This window comes from Mesorhizobium huakuii (assembly GCF_030160235.1).
In the GTDB taxonomy this organism is placed as follows: domain Bacteria; phylum Pseudomonadota; class Alphaproteobacteria; order Rhizobiales; family Rhizobiaceae; genus Mesorhizobium; species Mesorhizobium huakuii.
In genome coordinates this window covers 226,625-243,345 of the sequence record NZ_BSNY01000055.1, presented here as the reverse complement: position 1 = coordinate 243,345, position 16,721 = coordinate 226,625, and the positions used below count along the sequence as shown (strand labels likewise).

General features: G+C 64.1%; 17 protein-coding genes. 6 read left to right on the top strand and 11 right to left on the bottom strand.

Translation table 11 applies throughout. The annotated features are described in order from the left end of the window. Positions 1–4 precede the first annotated feature (4 nt). From QQK95_RS29785 to QQK95_RS29775, 3 genes are all read right to left on the bottom strand, one after another. Positions 5–436 (bottom strand): DUF4437 domain-containing protein, encoded by a 432-nt coding sequence (locus QQK95_RS29785; RefSeq protein ID WP_284277988.1) that lies wholly within the window; start codon positions 434–436, stop codon positions 5–7. A gap of 135 nt (positions 437–571) precedes the next feature. Next, entirely contained in the window at positions 572–1,543 is a 972-nt protein-coding gene (locus tag QQK95_RS29780; protein WP_284277985.1) for an AraC family transcriptional regulator, read from the bottom strand. Positions 1,544–1,590: 47 nt separating this feature from the next. Continuing rightward, positions 1,591–2,574 (bottom strand): AraC family transcriptional regulator, encoded by a 984-nt coding sequence (locus QQK95_RS29775; RefSeq protein WP_284277983.1) that lies wholly within the window; start codon positions 2,572–2,574, stop codon positions 1,591–1,593. A 184-nt stretch (positions 2,575–2,758) separates the two neighbouring features. Here QQK95_RS29775 and QQK95_RS29770 point away from each other — a divergent pair, with 184 nt between their 5' ends. Then, positions 2,759–3,973: an MFS transporter gene (locus QQK95_RS29770; RefSeq protein ID WP_284277982.1), complete on the top strand. Its 1,215-nt coding sequence runs from the start codon at positions 2,759–2,761 to the stop codon at positions 3,971–3,973. A gap of 37 nt (positions 3,974–4,010) precedes the next feature. Here the strand turns inward: QQK95_RS29770 and QQK95_RS29765 are convergent, their stop codons facing one another. Continuing rightward, entirely contained in the window at positions 4,011–4,589 is a 579-nt protein-coding gene (locus QQK95_RS29765) for a TetR/AcrR family transcriptional regulator (protein WP_284277981.1), read from the bottom strand. Between the two features lie 98 nt (positions 4,590–4,687). Between QQK95_RS29765 and QQK95_RS29760 the strand changes: the two genes are divergently transcribed. Further along, positions 4,688–5,596: an SDR family oxidoreductase gene (locus tag QQK95_RS29760; RefSeq protein ID WP_284277980.1), complete on the top strand. Its 909-nt coding sequence runs from the start codon at positions 4,688–4,690 to the stop codon at positions 5,594–5,596. 17 nt (positions 5,597–5,613) lie between these two features. On the opposite strand, the gene QQK95_RS29755 is transcribed toward QQK95_RS29760, so the two are convergent. After that, a complete protein-coding gene (locus tag QQK95_RS29755; RefSeq protein ID WP_284277979.1) occupies positions 5,614–5,961 on the bottom strand; it encodes a GFA family protein in 348 nt (115 codons plus the stop codon). 118 nt (positions 5,962–6,079) lie between these two features. Between QQK95_RS29755 and QQK95_RS29750 the strand changes: the two genes are divergently transcribed. Next, the gene (locus tag QQK95_RS29750) at positions 6,080–7,375 is read left to right on the top strand and encodes an amidase (RefSeq protein ID WP_284277978.1); all 1,296 of its coding nucleotides are present in this window, start codon (positions 6,080–6,082) and stop codon (positions 7,373–7,375) included. A 24-nt stretch (positions 7,376–7,399) separates the two neighbouring features. Here the strand turns inward: QQK95_RS29750 and QQK95_RS29745 are convergent, their stop codons facing one another. Genes QQK95_RS29745 through QQK95_RS29725 form a run of 5 tightly spaced genes read right to left on the bottom strand, consistent with a single transcriptional unit; the run spans position 7,400 to position 11,665 of the window. Beyond that, positions 7,400–7,789, bottom strand: coding sequence for a hypothetical protein (locus tag QQK95_RS29745; RefSeq protein WP_284277977.1), 390 nt, complete (start codon positions 7,787–7,789; stop codon positions 7,400–7,402). A 41-nt stretch (positions 7,790–7,830) separates the two neighbouring features. Continuing rightward, positions 7,831–8,823, bottom strand: a complete 993-nt coding sequence (locus QQK95_RS29740; protein ID WP_409371717.1) for a hydroxyacid dehydrogenase — start codon at positions 8,821–8,823, stop codon at positions 7,831–7,833. Positions 8,824–8,825: 2 nt separating this feature from the next. Then, on the bottom strand, positions 8,826–9,545 hold the full coding sequence (locus tag QQK95_RS29735) for a FadR/GntR family transcriptional regulator (RefSeq protein ID WP_284277976.1): 720 nt from the start codon (positions 9,543–9,545) through the stop codon (positions 8,826–8,828). Between the two features lie 2 nt (positions 9,546–9,547). Then, complete coding sequence (locus tag QQK95_RS29730) at positions 9,548–10,717, bottom strand: mandelate racemase/muconate lactonizing enzyme family protein (protein WP_284277975.1); 1,170 nt, start codon at positions 10,715–10,717, stop codon at positions 9,548–9,550. A 60-nt stretch (positions 10,718–10,777) separates the two neighbouring features. Continuing rightward, positions 10,778–11,665 carry a sugar phosphate isomerase/epimerase family protein gene (locus tag QQK95_RS29725; protein WP_010911615.1) on the bottom strand — a complete coding sequence of 296 codons (888 nt, stop codon included), beginning with the start codon at positions 11,663–11,665 and terminating at the stop codon, positions 10,778–10,780. Between the two features lie 402 nt (positions 11,666–12,067). Here QQK95_RS29725 and QQK95_RS29720 point away from each other — a divergent pair, with 402 nt between their 5' ends. Genes QQK95_RS29720 through QQK95_RS29710 form a run of 3 tightly spaced genes read left to right on the top strand, consistent with a single transcriptional unit; the run spans position 12,068 to position 15,261 of the window. Further along, positions 12,068–13,123: a sugar phosphate isomerase/epimerase family protein gene (locus QQK95_RS29720; protein WP_284277974.1), complete on the top strand. Its 1,056-nt coding sequence runs from the start codon at positions 12,068–12,070 to the stop codon at positions 13,121–13,123. Between the two features lie 55 nt (positions 13,124–13,178). Continuing rightward, positions 13,179–14,366, top strand: a complete 1,188-nt coding sequence (locus tag QQK95_RS29715) for a Gfo/Idh/MocA family protein (protein WP_019861283.1) — start codon at positions 13,179–13,181, stop codon at positions 14,364–14,366. A gap of 43 nt (positions 14,367–14,409) precedes the next feature. Then, positions 14,410–15,261 (top strand): sugar phosphate isomerase/epimerase family protein, encoded by an 852-nt coding sequence (locus tag QQK95_RS29710; RefSeq protein WP_284277973.1) that lies wholly within the window; start codon positions 14,410–14,412, stop codon positions 15,259–15,261. A gap of 89 nt (positions 15,262–15,350) precedes the next feature. On the opposite strand, the gene phnE is transcribed toward QQK95_RS29710, so the two are convergent. Further along, entirely contained in the window at positions 15,351–16,718 is a 1,368-nt protein-coding gene (gene phnE, locus QQK95_RS29705) for a phosphonate ABC transporter, permease protein PhnE (protein ID WP_284277971.1), read from the bottom strand. Between the last annotated feature and the right edge of the window lie 3 nt (positions 16,719–16,721).

Sequence of the window (16,721 nt, the reverse complement as noted above, 5' to 3'; positions counted from 1 at the left end):
CTGGCTACTTCGCCAAGTAAGTCTCGTAAGGAGTGTCGTTGATCAGCAAGATCACGCACTCCGTGTCGGACAGGCAAGCGTCGTCATGCATCTCATTGGCCTTCTGGGTCCAGTAGGAACCCGGAGGCAGTTCGACCTTGGTCGCCTCGCCGCCTTGCATCTGCCAATGCGCCCACAGCCCCTTTATGACCACCGCGCGATAGTCGGCGGTGTGCGCATGAACCGGAGCGCGCCAGTTGCCTGGCACTTTCAGCAGCGTTCCCGCGGGGCCCTTTGCCCTTTCGCCCCACAGCGGTCCGAGGCGCTGCGGCTGGTCCGGCGCCTCGACGACATAGGGGATCTTGTTGGCCGGAAGATAGCTGTCCTCAAGGGCGAATGCCTGGCCTGAGACGACCAGCATGGTGGCGAGCGTCAGGAACTTCAGATGATTTCGCATGGATTTTCTCCTTGGATCGACCCGCTCACTGCTGGCAACGGCAAGCTATTGCATGCAGCCGGCTCGGCAATGACACTGCGTCCGGAAGACTTGGCAATTCATCCAGCAATCCAACACGGCAAGGTGCGTGCGGCCTCAGCGTTCCTCGGAGACACCGTTGACGGTGCGCAAATGGCTGGGCGCCGTGCCGACGATCCGCTTGAACGCCCGGCTGAACGAAGCCTCGGACTCGTAGCCCAGTCTGGCGGCCACCACGGATACCCGCATCCTGTCTTCGATCAGCCACCGTCGCGCCTGGTGCATGCGCATCTGGGCGACATATCTCGCCGGTGTTTCGCCGACGATAGCCGTGAACCGTTCGGCGAAGGCCGAACGTGAGGCACCCATTTCGCGGGCGAGGGCTGCGACGGTCCAGTTCCGGTCGGGCTGGCGATGAATGGCCGCCAGCACGCGGCCGATGTCACGATCCCTGATCGCCGCGATCCAACCGGTCGCGCCGTCGCCGCTGTTCTCCACCCATGAACGGATAATGCTTGCGGCCAATACGTCGGCCAGCCGCGCCAGCATACCGCCCGAGCCGGCGCGATTGCCGGTCACTTCGCTGGCCATGGCTTCCAGAAGGTGCGGAATGCCCGGCTCGTCCGCCATCAAGTCGCGGGCGCGCATTACGTCCGGCATCATGGCGAGCACAGGATGCGATCCGCCCAGATTGAAGTGCATGCTGCCGCAGAACAGCAGGGTTTTCGCGCCATGGCCGCCGTTCGAGACGGCGTAGACATTGTCCTGCAAGGGTTCGACGCTGTAGCTTTCGATCGGCACGGCTTGGACGCCCGGCGCGCTGGCAAGGATGTGCTCGGCGCCGCGCGGCAACAGCAGCGCGTCGCCGGCTTTCAGCTCCAACCATTGCCGGGACGGCGAAAACAGCCAGCATCCGTGCCGGCCAATGAAGTGGAAACGTGCCGCCTCCTGGGCTGGAAAGAACACCGCCCAAGGCTCGCCAAGTTCGCAGCGGCCGTAATCGACGCCATCAAGCCGCAATCCTCGCAGCATATCGGTCAGCGGACCGCCTGAAGCCGGCGATACACCCTCGGACGACGTGAAATCCATGCCAGGGTTCTAGCGTGGAATCGCCCGCCCGTCACGGTCGAGATGCGTCACCCCTGGCGGATGTCGGCCTGTTCCTCGGCGCGCAGATGGCTGGGCGCCGAACCGATGACACGCTTGAAGGCACGGCTGAAGGCGGCGTCCGATTCATAGCCGAGGCGTGCGGCAACGACGGATATCTTCATCCGGTCGCGGACCAGCCACTGCCGCGCCTGATGCATCCTGACCTGGGTGACATATTTTGCCGGCGTCTCGCCGACGATGGTGGCGAAACGCTCGGCAAAGCCCGAGCGCGAAGCACCCATCATCCGGGCCAGGGACTCGACCGTCCAGTCATGGTCGGGTTCAAGATGGATGGCGGCCAGCACGCGGCCGATGTCGCGGTCCCTGACGGCCGCGATCCAGCCGGAGGAGTCGCCGCAGCCGCGTTCGACCCATGAGCGGATGACAGTGGCGGCAAGCACATCGGCCAGCCGCGCCAGGATGCCGCCGGAGCCGACACGCTCCATCGTCACTTCGCGCGCCATGGACTCCAGCAGGTGCGGAATGCCCGGCTCATAGGCTTCCAGCTCATGCGAACGCATCACGTCCGGCATCATGCCGAGCAGCGGATGCAGGCCATCGAGGTTGAAGTACATGGCGGCGCAGAACAGCAGCGTTCCCGGCTGGCAATTCTTGTCGCACATCTCCGCGTTCGACGTGCAATAGACGTCCTTGCAGACTTCCTCAAGCTCGTAGCCATGGATCGGCCAGGCCTTCGCCCCGGGTTCGCTGGCCAGCACATGGGCCTCGCCGCGCGGCAGCAGCACCGCGTCACCGGCATTGAGCTCAACCCATTCGCCGGAGGGCTGCTTCAGCCAGCAGCCCTTGCGGCCGATGAAGTGAAACCGCGCGCCTGGCTGAGCCGGAAACTGGATACCCCAAGGCTCTTTCATCTCGCAACGGCCATACTCGACACCATCGAGGCGCAGGCCGCGCAATATATCCGTCAGCGGGTCGCCGGTGACTGGAATTTTGGACGAATGGTCAAGCATAATGGGGTTTTTAGCATGGAAACTCCAGGGCGTCACTCCCTATGTTGCATTGCAGCCAAATGTTGCGCCGCAAACAAATAGCGGACCGGCCCCATAGCCAAGCCGTGACGGCAAGGCATGGAACGGGTGGAATCCCCGGGCGGTCATTCCCTATGTAGCGCTGCAAGCAGATCGGAGACTGACCATGGCCGAACCCGCAACTGATGTCATCGACGCCGCGCTTCTGAACCCCGCAGACGCCGATGAACGAACCGAGCCGGCCTGGGGCGCCGTGGTTTCGCTGGCACTTGGCGTTTTCGGTCTCGTCACCGCCGAATTCCTACCCGCCAGCCTGCTGACGCCGATGGCGCGCGATCTCGGCGTCACCGAAGGTGTCGCGGGCCAGGCGGTGACGGCAACCGCCATCGTCGGTGCCATTGCCGCGCCCACCATGGCGATCATCACAAGGCGTATGGACCGACGGCTGGTGATGTGGATGCTGACCTCGTTCCTCATCCTGTCCAACCTTCTCGCCACCTTTGCCGCTTCACTGCCCATGCTTCTGTTGGCCCGCGTCGTGCTCGGGGTGGCGCTCGGCGGCTTCTGGGCAATGTCGGCGGCCATGGCGCTGCGGCTGGTGCCGATGCGGCTGATGCCGCGCGCCATGTCGATCATCCTGACCGGCGTTTCACTGGCCACGGTCACCGCCGCGCCGGTTGGCGCCTATGTCGGCGACATCTGGGGCTGGCGCACGGCGTTCATGATCGCGACCATTGTCGGTGCCCTCGCGCTGCTGGTGCAATTGGCCACCATTCCGAAGCTGCCGCCGATGGGTGTCGCGAGCTTCCGCACCTTGCTCGACGTGCTGGAGCGGCCGTCGATCCGGGTGGCCCTGCTGGTCGTGCTGCTGGTCGCGTCGGGGCACTTTGCTGGCTTCACCTATGTGCGCCCGTTCCTCGAAAAGGTGCCGGTGCTCGACATCGAGACGATCTCGCTGGTGCTGCTGGCCTACGGCATTGGCGGTTTCTTCGGCAATATCGCCGGCGGCTTCCTGGCCGAGCGCAACCTCAAGATAGCCGTGGCGCTGGCGCCCCTGCTGATCGCCCTGGCGGCCGGCTCGATGCTGATCCTTGGCGCTTCGCCGACGATCGCCGCGGCTGCCGTTGCTGCCTGGGGCTTTGCCTTCGGCGCGGTGCCGGTCGGGCTGCAGAGCTGGCTGGTGCGGGCAGCGCCCGACCAGGCCGAAAGCGCCGGCGGCCTGATGGTGGCGACCTTCCAGGTGGCGATTGCGCTGGGCGCCGTCTTCGGCGGCCTGCTGGTCGACCATGCCGGCGTGGCCAGCGCCTTCGCCTATTGCGGCGTCGCAACGCTGCTGGCGGCCATCGTTGTGTTCCTGCGCGGCCCGAAGCAGGCCGAATAGGCTCTCATCTCCGACCCATCCAGCGGCCCGGGAACCATCACGGTTTTCGGGCCGCTGCCGTCGTGATGGCGGCAACGAAGCGGTTGAGACTGTCCTCGACATAGGCGGCGACTTCGATCGTCGGATCGAAACTCCACCACAGCAACGATCCCTGCCAATGCGAGGCCATCAGCAGGCCGATGTCCTGCGGTGGGCTGGGCGTTCCGGCAAAGCAAGCCGCGAGTGCGTTGCACAGGGCTGTCTTCCAGGCCGCACCGCGTGTCCTGAGCAGGGGGTCACGCAGATCCTCGCGCAGGACGAGCAGGCCCTCGGCATAGGATTCGATGCCGCCATAGCCTTGCGAGAGCGCCACCAGCAATTCGATCGCGCCGGCTGGCGTTCTTGGAACGGCGGCCGCCAGCGTCCTGGTCTTGTCGTCAAGACCATCCCAGGCATGCAGCAAGGTGCGTTGCTTCAACCGCGCCTTGTTCCCAAAGCGCTGCACCAGGGTCGCGCCCGAGAGACCGCAAGCTTTTGCCAGGCGTTCGAAGGTGAGCGCTTCCGGGCCGTGCTCGTGGATCAATCGCAATGCGGCTTCCAGCACCTGCTCGTCGGGCTGTGTTTTGGGTCGGGTCACCTTGACATCCTGATATAACCGAATGATCATTTATATATGATGCGAGCGGCACAAGCCAGCTCGGATTTCATCGATGATGCCGTTCTTGGGAGAGTTCAATGATGTTGCAAGGAAAAGTTGCCCTGGTCGCCGGCGGCACACGGGGTGCCGGGCGCGGCATAGCGGTCGAGCTCGGTGCCGCCGGCGCCACGGTCTATGTCACCGGGCGGAGCACGCGTGCCCGGCAATCCGAATACGCCCGGCCCGAAACAATCGAGGAGACGGCGGAACTGGTCACGGCGAACGGCGGCAAGGGCATCGCCGTCCAGGTCGATCACCTCGTGGCTGACGATGTGCGCAGGCTGGTCGAGCGCATCCGCAAGGAACAGGGCCGCCTCGACATACTGGTCAACGATATCTGGGGCGGTGAAAAGCTGTTCGAATGGGACAAGCCGGTCTGGGAGCACAATCTCGACAATGGCTTGCGCATGCTGCGCCTGGCCATCGACACCCATCTGATCACCGCCCACCATGCGCTGCCCCTGATGATCGAGGAGCCGGGCGGACTGCTGGTGGAAGTCACCGACGGCACGGCCGAATACAATGCCGAGCATTACCGCCTGTCGCCCTTCTACGACCTTGCCAAGGTCGCGGTGAACCGGATGGCATGGGCTCACGCCAAGGACCTTGCAAAACACGGCGCCACCTCAGTCTCTCTGACGCCCGGCTGGCTGCGGTCGGAGATGATGCTGGAGGCCTTTGGGGTGCGCGAGGAGAATTGGCGCGATGCCACGGAGAAGGTGCCGCACTTCATTATTTCGGAGACGCCGCGTTTCGTTGGGCGCGCCGTTGCCGCCTTGGCGGCGGACACGGACCGTTCGCGCTGGAACGGGCAGTCGCTGTCCAGCGGCGGGTTGGCGCAGGTCTACGGCTTTACCGATCTCGACGGTTCGCGGCCCGATGCGTGGCGCTATGTGCCGGAGGTTCAGGACGCCGGCAAACCCGCCGATGCAACGGGTTACCGGTAAGCCAACCCGGAACCGCTTCACGCCGAGCGTCCGTCGAAGTCGAAGATCGACAAGGTGGATGGGTCGACATCGGCGACGCAGTTGAGGTTGACATAGGCGCTGCGTTCACCACCTTCACGGACGTCCTCCGCGAAAGGGTGGATGCCGCAGGTGCGGCAGAAGCGGTGCGCCATGGCGTGGTTGCCGAACGTATAGGTGCCCAGATCATCGCCCCAGGCCAGGACCGTCAGGCTCTCATGCGGGATGGCACACAAGAGCGCGCCCTTGCGCGAACAGATCGAACAATTGCACCGCACGGCGCCCGTCAGTTCCGCCTTGAATTGGAAGGCGACCTTGCCGCAGTGGCAGCTGCCTTTGTACAGCATCAGTATCTTCCTATGGCTGGCAGGTGCAAAGGCACGCTGGCCGGGTTATCCCTTCCGCAAGCCCAATCGACCGCGCTTGCCCAAAAGACATTGCATCCTGGCGGAGTCCGACATCGACATGCAATCCATCCGCGACCGCCTCGAAATCATCCTGTCACGTCTTGCCAATCGTGCGGCCGACGAAAAGGTCCTCACCAAGCTCTATGTCGAGGTCGCGCGGGCCGCGGCCGATGCCAGCGACGCCCGCGGCCGGGCCGGCGTGACGCTCGGGCCGCTCGACGGCGCAATCGTCTCGATCAAGGATCTGTTCGATGTTGCAGGCGAACCAACCACAGCCGGCTCGCTGATGCGCACGACCTCGGCACCGGCTGTGCGCGACGCGGCCGTCGTCAGCCGGCTTCGGCAAGCCGGCGCGGTCATCATCGGCAAGACCAACATGACCGAATTCGCGTTCACGGCGATCGGCGACAACATGCATTACGGCACGCCCGGCAATGCGGTCGATGCCAGCCGCATTCCCGGTGGTTCGTCCTCGGGCGCCGGCGTTTCCGTCGGTGAGGGGACGAGCGATATCTCCATCGGATCCGACACCGGCGGGTCGATCCGCATTCCGGCGGCGCTCAATGGTGTCGTTGGTTTCAAGCCGACGTCGCGGCGCGTGCCGCTGACCGGCGCCTTTCCGCTGTCTGGCACCTTGGACTCGATCGGGCCGCTTGCCCGAACAGTCGCGCAATGTGCCGCCACAGACGCGGTGATGGCCGGTGAGGTGCCGATTGACCTGGCCGCCATATCGCTCGCGGGACTTCGAGTAGGTGTGCCGCGCGGCGTTCTTTTTGACGAGACGGAAGGTGAAGTTACCGCGGCGTTCGAGCATTGTCTCGGCAAGATCGAACAGGCCGGCGCGCACATGGCCGATCTGGTGATCGACGACATGATCGCGGAGCTCAGGACCGCCACCAAGCGCGGTTCGATCGCTGCCATGGAAGGGGCCGAAGTGCATGCCGACTGGCTGGCGACCGGGGCATCGGTGCCGGTCGATCCGCATGTCAGCGGGCCGTTGTCGCGGGCGGCGATGCTGCCGGCACCGGTCTATATCAGGGTCCTGCGCCGCCGTGGCGCGCTCGTTGCCGCCATGGACGAGCGGTTGGCATCGGTCGATGTGCTGGCCCTGCCGACCACGCCGGTGATGGCGCCGACCATCGTTTCCATGGCCGAGGACGCCGAACTGCGCGACCGCGTCGAAGGCCTGCTGCTGCGCAACACACAGGTCGCCAATCAGTTCGATCTCTGCGCGATCTCCCTGCCGATGCCTGGTATGGCGTTACCGGCTGGACTGATGCTGGTCGCGCGCAACGGCCATGACCGGCGTCTGCTGCGGATTGCCGCTGAAGTGGAGAGGCTGCTTGGCGGCTGACCGTTCGTCGATCGCAATGGCGGATCAGGGCGATGAACAGTGCTTGCGTTCGCTGTCCCTGGCGGTGCGCACGATGCGGGTCGCGACCAGCCATGGCAGGCTGTAGTCCTTACCGGTGATGGTCTGGGTACGCTGCTCGATCGAGCCCCTGACGACGATCTTCCCGCTGTAAAGCACGTCGGACTGATCCGTTATCGCCTTGTCGGCCTGCGGCAATCCGCTGGCGTCGATCGACACACCCTTGATGATCTTGCCGGTGGCAAGATCGAGCGCGCTGTTCGACGGGCAGGGCGCCTTGAAGCAGCGTAGCCCATTGTCGCAATAGACATAGCTGCTCTGAGCCGCGGCGAATGCCGGCAGGGCGCAGATGGAAGAGGCTGCGGCAATCAGGAATGCGAAGCGAGGACCGGACATGGCCGCACCGTCGCGGAGAATTGGGGCGAAACCGCGATTTGCTATAGGTCGAGCGGAAACCGCCGCCGATAGTGATCGACCGCTTCCGGATTGCGCAGATTGACCGGCAGCTTGCCGGCCAGCACCAGCAAGGCTTCGCCCGCCGCGCCAATGCCCATGCGCATCATCGATTCCTCGGTAATGCCTGCCATATGCGGGGTGATGATGACGTTGTCGAAACCGAAATAGGGATGATTTGAGGGCAGCGGCTGCGTCGAAAACACGTCGAGCGCCGCGCCGCCGATGCGGCGCTCGCGCAAGGCCTCGATCAGGGCATCGTCATCGACGACCGGCCCGCGCGAAACGTTGATCAAAAGCGCATTGGGTTTCATGCGGGCTATGCGCTCGCGGCTGATCAGGCCACGCGTCTCCGGCGTCAGCGGACAGCACAGCACGATGATGTCGCTCTGCTCGACCAGCGCGTCGATCGACAGGAAGCCGACTTTTTCGGGCGCCGGCTGCATGCTGCGCGTCGTTGCCACCACCTTCAGGTCGAAGCCGTGCGCCGCGATATGGCCGACGGCCTGGCCGACGGCGCCAAGGCCGACAATGCCGATGGTCTTGCCGGCAAGTTCGATGTTGGCGTTGGCGTGCTCGCGTCCGGCGAGCCAGCCTTTGGCGCGCAGGTCGCGGTCGACCCTGCGGAACTGCCGCAGCAGCGCAAGCGCGGCGAACATGACGTGTTCCGCAACCGAACGGGCATTGACCGCCGGCACGTTGGCCACCAGCACGCCGGCGGCAGTCGCGGCCTCCATCGGGATCATGTCGAGCCCGGCGCCATGGCGGATGGCGGCTCGCAGCTTCCAGGCGCCCTCGAACAGCGCCGGCGGCAGCGGCGCGCGCACGATGACGATGTCGGCGTCCTTGGCCTCCCGGGTCAAGGTGGCGGGATCGAGCGCCGATGCGATGACGAGCTGGCCGGCGCCGGCGAGCTTGGCCGAGGCGCGCGGGTGCAGCGGATGGGTCGACAGGATCTTCGGCACGGTCTGGGCCACGGTCAGGCCTTTTCGAGCGCCGGGCTCGCGGGCGCAGCTGCCTTGCCGCCTTCGATCAGGCCCTTCCAGTAGCTCTCCGCCCCTTGCAGGTGGGCGCTCATCAGCGCCTGGGCGAGATTGCCGTCGCGGCGCAGCAGCGCCTCGTAGATCTGCACATGCTCGGCATGCGAACGCACGCTGCGTTCGGGATCGTTGAAGTAGATCGGCAGGCGCTGTTCGCCCATCAGATAGTAGACGCTGCAGATGTTGTGGAAGACGCTGTTCTTGGTGGCGCGCACGATCTCCAGGTGAAACTCGCGGTCCTCCTTGGCCAGACCTTCGCCCGCGGCGATGCGTTCCTCGGAAGCCTTGAGGATCTCGCGCAGCCGCTCGAAATTCTCCTCGGTGGCGCGCGAACAGGCGAGTTCAGCGGCCTTGATCTCGTGGATCTTGCGCAATTCGACCGTCTCGTAGATCTGCAAGGGATCGAGCGGCAGGCCGGCACGCGCGAACAGCGCCAGCGCCTCGACGCTCGCCTGCTTGGTGTCGATGTAGATGCCGGATTTGGCGCGCCGCTCGACGATGCGCATGGCTTCCAGGATGGCCAGCGCCTCGCGGATCTGGCCGCGGCTGACGGCGAAATGCTCCGCCAGCTCACGTTCGGATGGGGTGCGGCCGCTCTCCTTGTCCGAGTGGGAGAACAGATAGGCTGCGAGTTCCGCGAGAAGGTTCTTTTCTTTCATCGTCAATTGCGTTGCGCGTGCGCCTCCAGGAATCGCTCAGAAACGGTGAATCCCAATCCGGGCTTTTCCGGGATCGCTATCATACCGTCCTGTGCTTCGACAGTCTCTTCGATCAGATCGTGGATCATCGGGTTGGCGCCGAGCGAATATTCGACGGTGAAACTCGACGGCGAGGCGGCGCAGACATGCAGCCCGGCGAAGAAGCAGGGCGCGCCGGCCCACAGATGCGGCGCAAAGCGCAGATTGAAGGCGCTGGCAATGGTGCCGATCTTCATCGCCTCGCTGATGCCGCCGCAAAAGGCGGGATCGGGCTGGAAGATATCGGCGGCCTTGAGCACGGCAAGGTCGCGGAAGGCATAGCGCGTCGCCTCGCTTTCGCCGGTGGCGATCGGCACGGCGCCGGAGGCGCGCACTTCCGCCATGCCCGGCTTGTCATCGGCGATCACCGGTTCCTCGAACCAGGCCAGATCGAGGTCGTTGACGAGATGGATGAAGCGCTTGGCTTCCGCCACCGTATAGGTGCCGTGAGCGTCGACCATCAACTCGACATCGGGACCGAGGGCCTGGCGCGCCGCGCGCACGCGGGCAGCGGAGATATGCGCGGCGCCATCCATGGCGCCGACCCGCATCTTCAGCGCCTTGAAGCCGCCCCGGGCGATGTACGATTTCAACTGCTCGCCGATTGCATCGGCAGACGCCCAGCCGCCCGAGGCATAGGCCTGCATGCGGTCGATCTTGCGGCCGCCGAGCAACCGCCAGACCGGCTGGCCGAGCGACTTGCCCAGGATATCCCAAAGCGCGATGTCGACGGCGCTGATGGCGGCGATGCTCATGCCGCGCCGCGCCAGTTGCGGCATGGCGTGGCCGGCGCGGGCGGCGGTGTCGTGGCGCACGCCATTGTAGAGCATTTCCCAGATGATGCCGATGTCGGCCGGATCGCGGCCGATCAGCTGCGGCCCGACCTCCTGGTTCAGCATGTGAACGAGGGCGCCGTAGCTGCCGGCGCTGCCGGCCGCGTTCTTGCCTTCGCCCCAGCCGACCAGCCCGTCATCGGTTTCGATGCGCAGGATGGCGGCGTCGAAGGTCGTCACCTGGCCGAAGTCGCTGCGGTGCTGCCGAGCGGCTTCGATCGGGATGCGGACCCACCAGGCTTGGACGGTCTTGATGCGCATGTCTTTCCCCAGCCCTGCCGCCGGTCAGGGCGAAAGGGCAAATTCCTCAACAGTCGTCGACTACTTGATCAGCGGCAGCAGCGTTTCGGCGGTGATGCGCATCTGGTCGGTGTAGAATTTCTCGGTCAGCACGCTGGAGCCGTGATCCTGGATGAATTTCAGCTGCTCAGGCGAGATATCGACCGGGTGGCGCTCGACCATTTCGGGATAGGGTGCCGCCGGCGTGCGGTCGACCGGGGCGACGAATTCATTGGTCAGCGCGCCGTCGTAGCCGACTTCCTTCAAGGTGGCGACGATCTTTGGCCAGTCGATCTGGCCAAGGCCGGCGGCGAAGCGGTTGTTGTCGGCGACGTGGAAGTCGAACAGGCGCTTTCCGACCTTACGGATGGCGTCGTAGACGTTAAATTCCTCCATATGGATGTGGTAGGCGTCGAGGCAGACGCCGCATTCGGGGCTGACCGCGTCGGCCAGCGCCAGCGCCTGGGCGCCGCGATTGAACAGATAGGTCTCGAAGCGGTTGAGCGGCTCGACGGCGATCTTGACGCCGACCTTCTTGGCATGGGTGAAGCATTCGCGGGTCGCGTCGACGACCCATTTCCATTCCTCTTCCTCGGTACCGTCCGGCACCACCTTGCCGACCGTCGCGGGGACGAGCGTGATGATCTCACCATCGAGCTCGCTGACCATGGTCAGCACGTCCTTGACGTACTGCACGGAGCGCTCGCGCTGGCCCTGGTTCTTGGCGGCAAGGTTGCGTTCGCCCAGCATCAAGGTCACCGCGCCCCAGCAGCGAATGCCATGCTCCTTCAACAGCGCCCGCGTCTCCTTGGTCTTGTACTGCTCGGGCTCGCCAGAAATCTCGATCGACTCATAGCCGAACTTCTTGATGCGCTTGAGCGTCGTCTCCAACGGTTCCGCCCGCATCCAGTTGTGCGTCGAAAGATGCATGGTCTGTCCTTCCCAAATTCGTCCGTATCGTTTGCCTTCGACATGCGTCGCCGAAAGACGGCGCAAAGGTTCCTCCCCAAGGCATCCCCAGCCTTTTTTTCTGCAAACTGGTTCGACCAATTGGGCCTGAAGTGAGGTCTACAGCAAATTGCCTGGAACGGCAAGAAGTGCGGAGGCGCAACTTGTCGCGTGAATTATTCCGTTGATTATATTGTGATATATGCCGAAACTTCGGGCATTGGGAGGGCTTGCCCGATGCATTGTCAGGCTTGACCAAATTCCCCTATTTGGTAATACCAGAATGGCAGTGCCTGCAAAGCGCCCGATGCGAAAAGACCAAAATGGCTGGCCCTGCTTCCAATCGGCGCTATGCTGGTCGCGACACAATGAGGGAGGATGCCGATGCCGACGACAATGAAAGGCCCTGGACTGTTTCTGGCGCAGTTCGCGGGTGACGCGGCGCCGTTCAATTCGCTGGCCGCGATCACCAAATGGGCCGCTGGTCTCGGCTATAAGGGCGTGCAGATCCCGACCTGGGACGCGCGCCTGTTCGACCTCGAGAAGGCGGCGTCCTCCAAGGCCTATTGCGACGAGGTGAAAGGCATTTGCGCCGATGCCGGCGTCGAGATCACCGAATTGTCGACGCATCTGCAGGGGCAGTTGGTGGCGGTGCATCCAGCCTATGACGCGCAGTTCGACGGCTTCGCGCCGGCCTCTGTCCACAACAATCCCAAGGCGCGGCAGGCATGGGCGGTCGAGCAGATGAAGTCCGCCGCCAAGGCCTCGAAGAATCTCGGCCTCAAGGCTTCGGTCTCCTTCTCCGGTGCGCTGGCCTTCCCCTACCTCTACCCCTGGCCGCAGCGGCCGGCCGGTCTGATCGAAGAGGCCTTCGCCGAACTCGGCAAGCGCTGGAAGCCGATTCTCGACGTCTATGAGGACAATGGCGTCGATATCGGTTACGAAATCCATCCCGGCGAGGACGTGTTCGACGGTGCCACCTTCGAAATGTTCCTCGACGCGGTCGGCGGCCACAAGCGCTGCAACATCAACTACGATCCGTCGCACTTCTTGCTGCAGCAGCTCGACTATCTCGCATTCATCGACATCTACCACGAACGCATCAAGGCCTTCCATGTCAAGGATGCCGAGTTCAACCCGACCGGCCGGCAAGGCGTCTATTCAGGCTATCAGAGCTGGACCAACCGCGCGGGACGCTTCCGCTCGCTCGGCGACGGACAGGTGGATTTCGGCGGCATCTTCTCCAAGCTGACGCAGTACAATTATGATTCCTGGGCGGTGCTTGAATGGGAGTGCTGCCTGAAGCACCCCGAGGATGGAGCGGCCGAAGGGGCGCCTTTCATCCAGCACCACATCATCCGCGTGACGGAGAAGGCATTCGACGACTTCGCCGGCGGTGCGACGGACAAGAAAGTGCTGCGCGCGATGATGGGAATCTGACACGGCTTTCCCTCCCCCGCGAGGGGAGGAGCATCCAAGACACGAGGGAGAAAACATGGTCGGCGCATCGAAATCGGAAACGGGAGGCGGCCCGATCCGCTATGGCATGGTCGGCGGCGGGCAAGGCGCCTTCATCGGCGCGGTGCACCGCATCGCGGCGCGCCTGGACAACGAGTTCGTGCTGGTGGCCGGTGCGCTATCGGCGAACCCCGAGCGCGCCAAGGCTTCGGCCGCCGAACTCGGGCTCGATCCGGACCGCAGCTACGCCTCCTATGCCGAGATGGCCAAGGCCGAGGCCAAGCGCCCCGACGGCATCGAGGCGGTGGCCATCGTCACGCCCAACAATGTGCACGTACCGGCTGCCAAGGCCTTCCTCGAGGCTGGCATCCACGTGATCTGCGACAAGCCGCTGGCAACGACACTGGCCGAGGCGAAAAAGCTCGCCGCGATCGTCGAGAAGACCGGCAAGGTGTTCGTGCTCACCCACAATTACACCGCCTATCCGATGGTGCGGCAAGCACGCGAAATGGTGGCCAAGGGCGTGCTCGGCGACATCCGAATCGTGCAGTCGGAGTATCCGCAGGACTGGCTGACCGAGGATCTCGCCGCCACCGGCCAGAAGCAGGCCTCATGGCGCGGCGATCCCAAGCAGGCGGGCGCCGGCGGCGCGCTGGGCGACATCGGCACTCATGCCTACAATCTCGCCCGCTTCGTCTCCGGGCTGGAGCTGGATTCGCTCTCGGCGGATCTCGATGCCTTCGTGCCGGGGCGGCTGCTCGACGACAATGTCAACGTCATGCTGCGCTTCAAGCCCACCGGCAAGACGCATCCGGCCAAGGGCATGATCTGGGCCAGCCAGGTGGCGCCGGGCCATGAAAACGGACTGAAGCTGCGCATCTATGGCTCGAAGGGCGGGCTGGAATGGGTGCAGGCCGACCCCAACTATCTCTGGTACACGCCCTTCGGCCAGCCCAAGCAGTTGATCACCCGCAACGGCGCCGGTGCGCTGCCGGTGGCGGGCCGTGTCAGCCGCGTGCCGTCAGGCCATCCCGAGGGCTATCTCGAAGGCTTCGCCAACATCTATCAGGAGGCGGCGCGCGCAATCCGCGCGGCGCGCAAGAAGGGTGGCAAGCCGGCCAAGGACGTTGTCTTCCCGACCATCCAGGACGGCGTCGAAGGCATGGCCTTCATCGAAGCCTGCGTGAAATCGTCGAAGAAGAATGGGGCGTGGACGAAGCTCTAAAACAAAAATGATCCGGGGGGATCAAACGGGGGGAGGGCTGTCGATGAAAATCGGCATGTGCATGTTCTTGTGGACGACCAGCGTCTCGAAAAAACACGAGCCGCTGCTTCGCGACATCAAGGCGACGGGCTTCGACGGTGTCGAGATACCGATCTTCGCCGGCACGCCGGACGACTATAAGAAACTGGGCGACCTGCTCGATCGCATCGGGCTGGAGCGGACAGCGGTTTCGGCGATGGGCGATCCCTCGATGAACCTGATCTCGCCCGATGCGGCAACGCGCAAGGCCGGTATCGCCTACATGAAATGGGCTGTTGATTGCGCCGATGCGCTTGGCGCCAGGACGCTCAGCGGACCGCTGCATTCGACGCTCGGCGCCTTTTCCGGCAGCGGGCCGACACCCGCCGAGAAGAACCGTTCCGTCGCTTCGCAGCGCGCCATCGGCGACCATGCCGGCACGCGGAACGTCACCATCGGGCTGGAGGCGCTGAACCGCTTCGAATGTTATCTTTTCAATACGATGGCGGACCTGTCGGAGCACATCGACGCCGTCGGCCGGCCGCATATCAAGGCCATGTACGACACCTTCCATGCCAATATCGAGGAGGCCGATCCGATCGGCGCCTATACGAAGCATCGCCGGAATATCGTGCACATCCACATATCGGAGAACGATCGCGGCGTGCCGGGGCGCGGCAACATCCCGTGGAAAGAGACGTTCGCGGCGATCCGCAAGAGCGGTTATGACGACTGGCTGACGATCGAGGCGTTCGGCCGTTCGCTGAAGGATCTGGCGGCGGCGACCAAGGTGTGGCGCGATTTTTCCGAAACGCCGGAAGCGGTTTATCGCGAGGGCTACAAGCATATCAAAAATGGATGGAAGAAGGCGGCCTAGGCCTATCTCTTCGTCATTTGTCATCCACGGGCTCCGCCCGCGGATGACAAAGGCGCGTCAAGCCGCTGTCGATCCTGGAGCCGAGCGCATCACCCCTGCTCGGCCTGGATCCTGTTGTAGTCATGGATGGTGCGGCTCAGCCGGCGGCGCAGAAAGTTCGAGATGTTGTCGAAGATGAAGACGACCATCAGGATCAGCAGCACCATGTAGAAGACATTGGCCCAGTTGGAGTTGGTACGCATCGCTTCCCATAGTTTCAGGCCGATGCCGCCGGCGCCGACGGCGCCGATGATGGTGGCCCCGCGTGCGTTGGATTCCCACTGGTAGAGCGTCTGGCTGATGAAGACCGGGATGACTTCCGGCATTACGCCGTAGCGCTGCACCAGGAGGCCGTTGGCGCCGGTCGACAGCACGCCTTCGCGCGGTTTGTCGTCAATGTTCTCCAGCGCCTCGGAATAGGTTTTGCCGAGCGTGCCGATCTCGGTGAAGAAGATCGCCGCACTGCCCGCAAGCGGACCAGGGCCGAAGGCGCGGGTGAAGAACAGCGCCCAGATCAGCATGTCGACCGAGCGCATGAAGTCGAAGAAGCGTTTCAGGACCTGGCTGAGCACGCCGCTCGGCGTGATGTTGCGGGCGGCGAAGAAGGCAAGCGGGAAGGCGACGATGCCGCCGAGCAGCGTGCCCAGGAACGCCATGACGATGGTCTGCAGCAGCTTCGTCCAGACGTCGCCGTGCTGCCACTGGGCGTTGTTCCAGATGTTGTCGCCTGCCAGCGCCAGGTTCGACGTGCCCGGCTTCAACTCAGGCCCGGACACGATCAGCGAGACCACTTCTCCCGCTGGTTTGCCGAAGAAGGGCGAGCGTGTGTCGAAGACGAAATTCGCCCAGCCGAGGAAGCGCTTGCGCACCTTGACGCGGTCGACGGTAACGCGCACCTCGCCGACGAAGCCCATCTTGGCGACCACCTCGTCATCGTGCGCGGTGATCCAGTCCGGCACCGGCCCCGTGATCACCGGCTTGCCGCTGGTCAGCGAAACCGGCACGGTTTGGCCGTTGGCCACAATCGTTGCCTGCGCCTTGTCGAAGGTGACGGATTTCGCCGGACCATCGATCAGCACGGTGAAGGTGCCGTCCGGGTTCCTGATCACCCAGTCGGGGTTGGGGTTCTCGCCAAGAGCGGAAAAGCGCGGGTATTTTGGCGTGATCTCAGGCTGGTCGAGGCGGAATTCCGGCTGCAGGTCGTAGCTGATCCACTGTGTCAGGAACAGCGGCAGGCGCTCCCAGTGCGATTCCCGCAGCACCTGCGGCAGGCTGAAGAACCACAGGACATAGAGGAGGTAAGTCAGGATGCCGACGAACAGGAGGAGCGAGGCGAAGCGCTTGTACAGCGGCCGCCGGAACACTTGCGGATAGCGCTCCTCGATCGACAGTATCTCCTCGGCGGTCATGGTCGCCATGGT

Bases quoted from the DNA above. Each gene is read 5' to 3' on its own strand.
- QQK95_RS29785 (WP_284277988.1), bottom strand. From the start codon at position 436: ATGCGAAATCATCTGAAGTTCCTGACGCTCGCCACCATGCTGGTCGTC.
- QQK95_RS29780 (WP_284277985.1), bottom strand. From the start codon at position 1,543: ATGGATTTCACGTCGTCCGAGGGTGTATCGCCGGCTTCAGGCGGTCCG.
- QQK95_RS29775 (WP_284277983.1), bottom strand. From the start codon at position 2,574: ATGCTTGACCATTCGTCCAAAATTCCAGTCACCGGCGACCCGCTGACG.
- QQK95_RS29770 (WP_284277982.1), top strand. From the start codon at position 2,759: ATGGCCGAACCCGCAACTGATGTCATCGACGCCGCGCTTCTGAACCCC.
- QQK95_RS29760 (WP_284277980.1), top strand. From the start codon at position 4,688: ATGATGTTGCAAGGAAAAGTTGCCCTGGTCGCCGGCGGCACACGGGGT.
- QQK95_RS29755 (WP_284277979.1), bottom strand. From the start codon at position 5,961: ATGCTGTACAAAGGCAGCTGCCACTGCGGCAAGGTCGCCTTCCAATTC.
- QQK95_RS29750 (WP_284277978.1), top strand. From the start codon at position 6,080: ATGCAATCCATCCGCGACCGCCTCGAAATCATCCTGTCACGTCTTGCC.
- QQK95_RS29745 (WP_284277977.1), bottom strand. From the start codon at position 7,789: ATGTCCGGTCCTCGCTTCGCATTCCTGATTGCCGCAGCCTCTTCCATC.
- QQK95_RS29735 (WP_284277976.1), bottom strand. From the start codon at position 9,545: ATGAAAGAAAAGAACCTTCTCGCGGAACTCGCAGCCTATCTGTTCTCC.
- QQK95_RS29730 (WP_284277975.1), bottom strand. From the start codon at position 10,717: ATGCGCATCAAGACCGTCCAAGCCTGGTGGGTCCGCATCCCGATCGAA.
- QQK95_RS29725 (WP_010911615.1), bottom strand. From the start codon at position 11,665: ATGCATCTTTCGACGCACAACTGGATGCGGGCGGAACCGTTGGAGACG.
- QQK95_RS29720 (WP_284277974.1), top strand. From the start codon at position 12,068: ATGCCGACGACAATGAAAGGCCCTGGACTGTTTCTGGCGCAGTTCGCG.
- QQK95_RS29715 (WP_019861283.1), top strand. From the start codon at position 13,179: ATGGTCGGCGCATCGAAATCGGAAACGGGAGGCGGCCCGATCCGCTAT.
- QQK95_RS29710 (WP_284277973.1), top strand. From the start codon at position 14,410: ATGAAAATCGGCATGTGCATGTTCTTGTGGACGACCAGCGTCTCGAAA.
- phnE (WP_284277971.1), bottom strand. From the start codon at position 16,718: ATGGCGACCATGACCGCCGAGGAGATACTGTCGATCGAGGAGCGCTAT.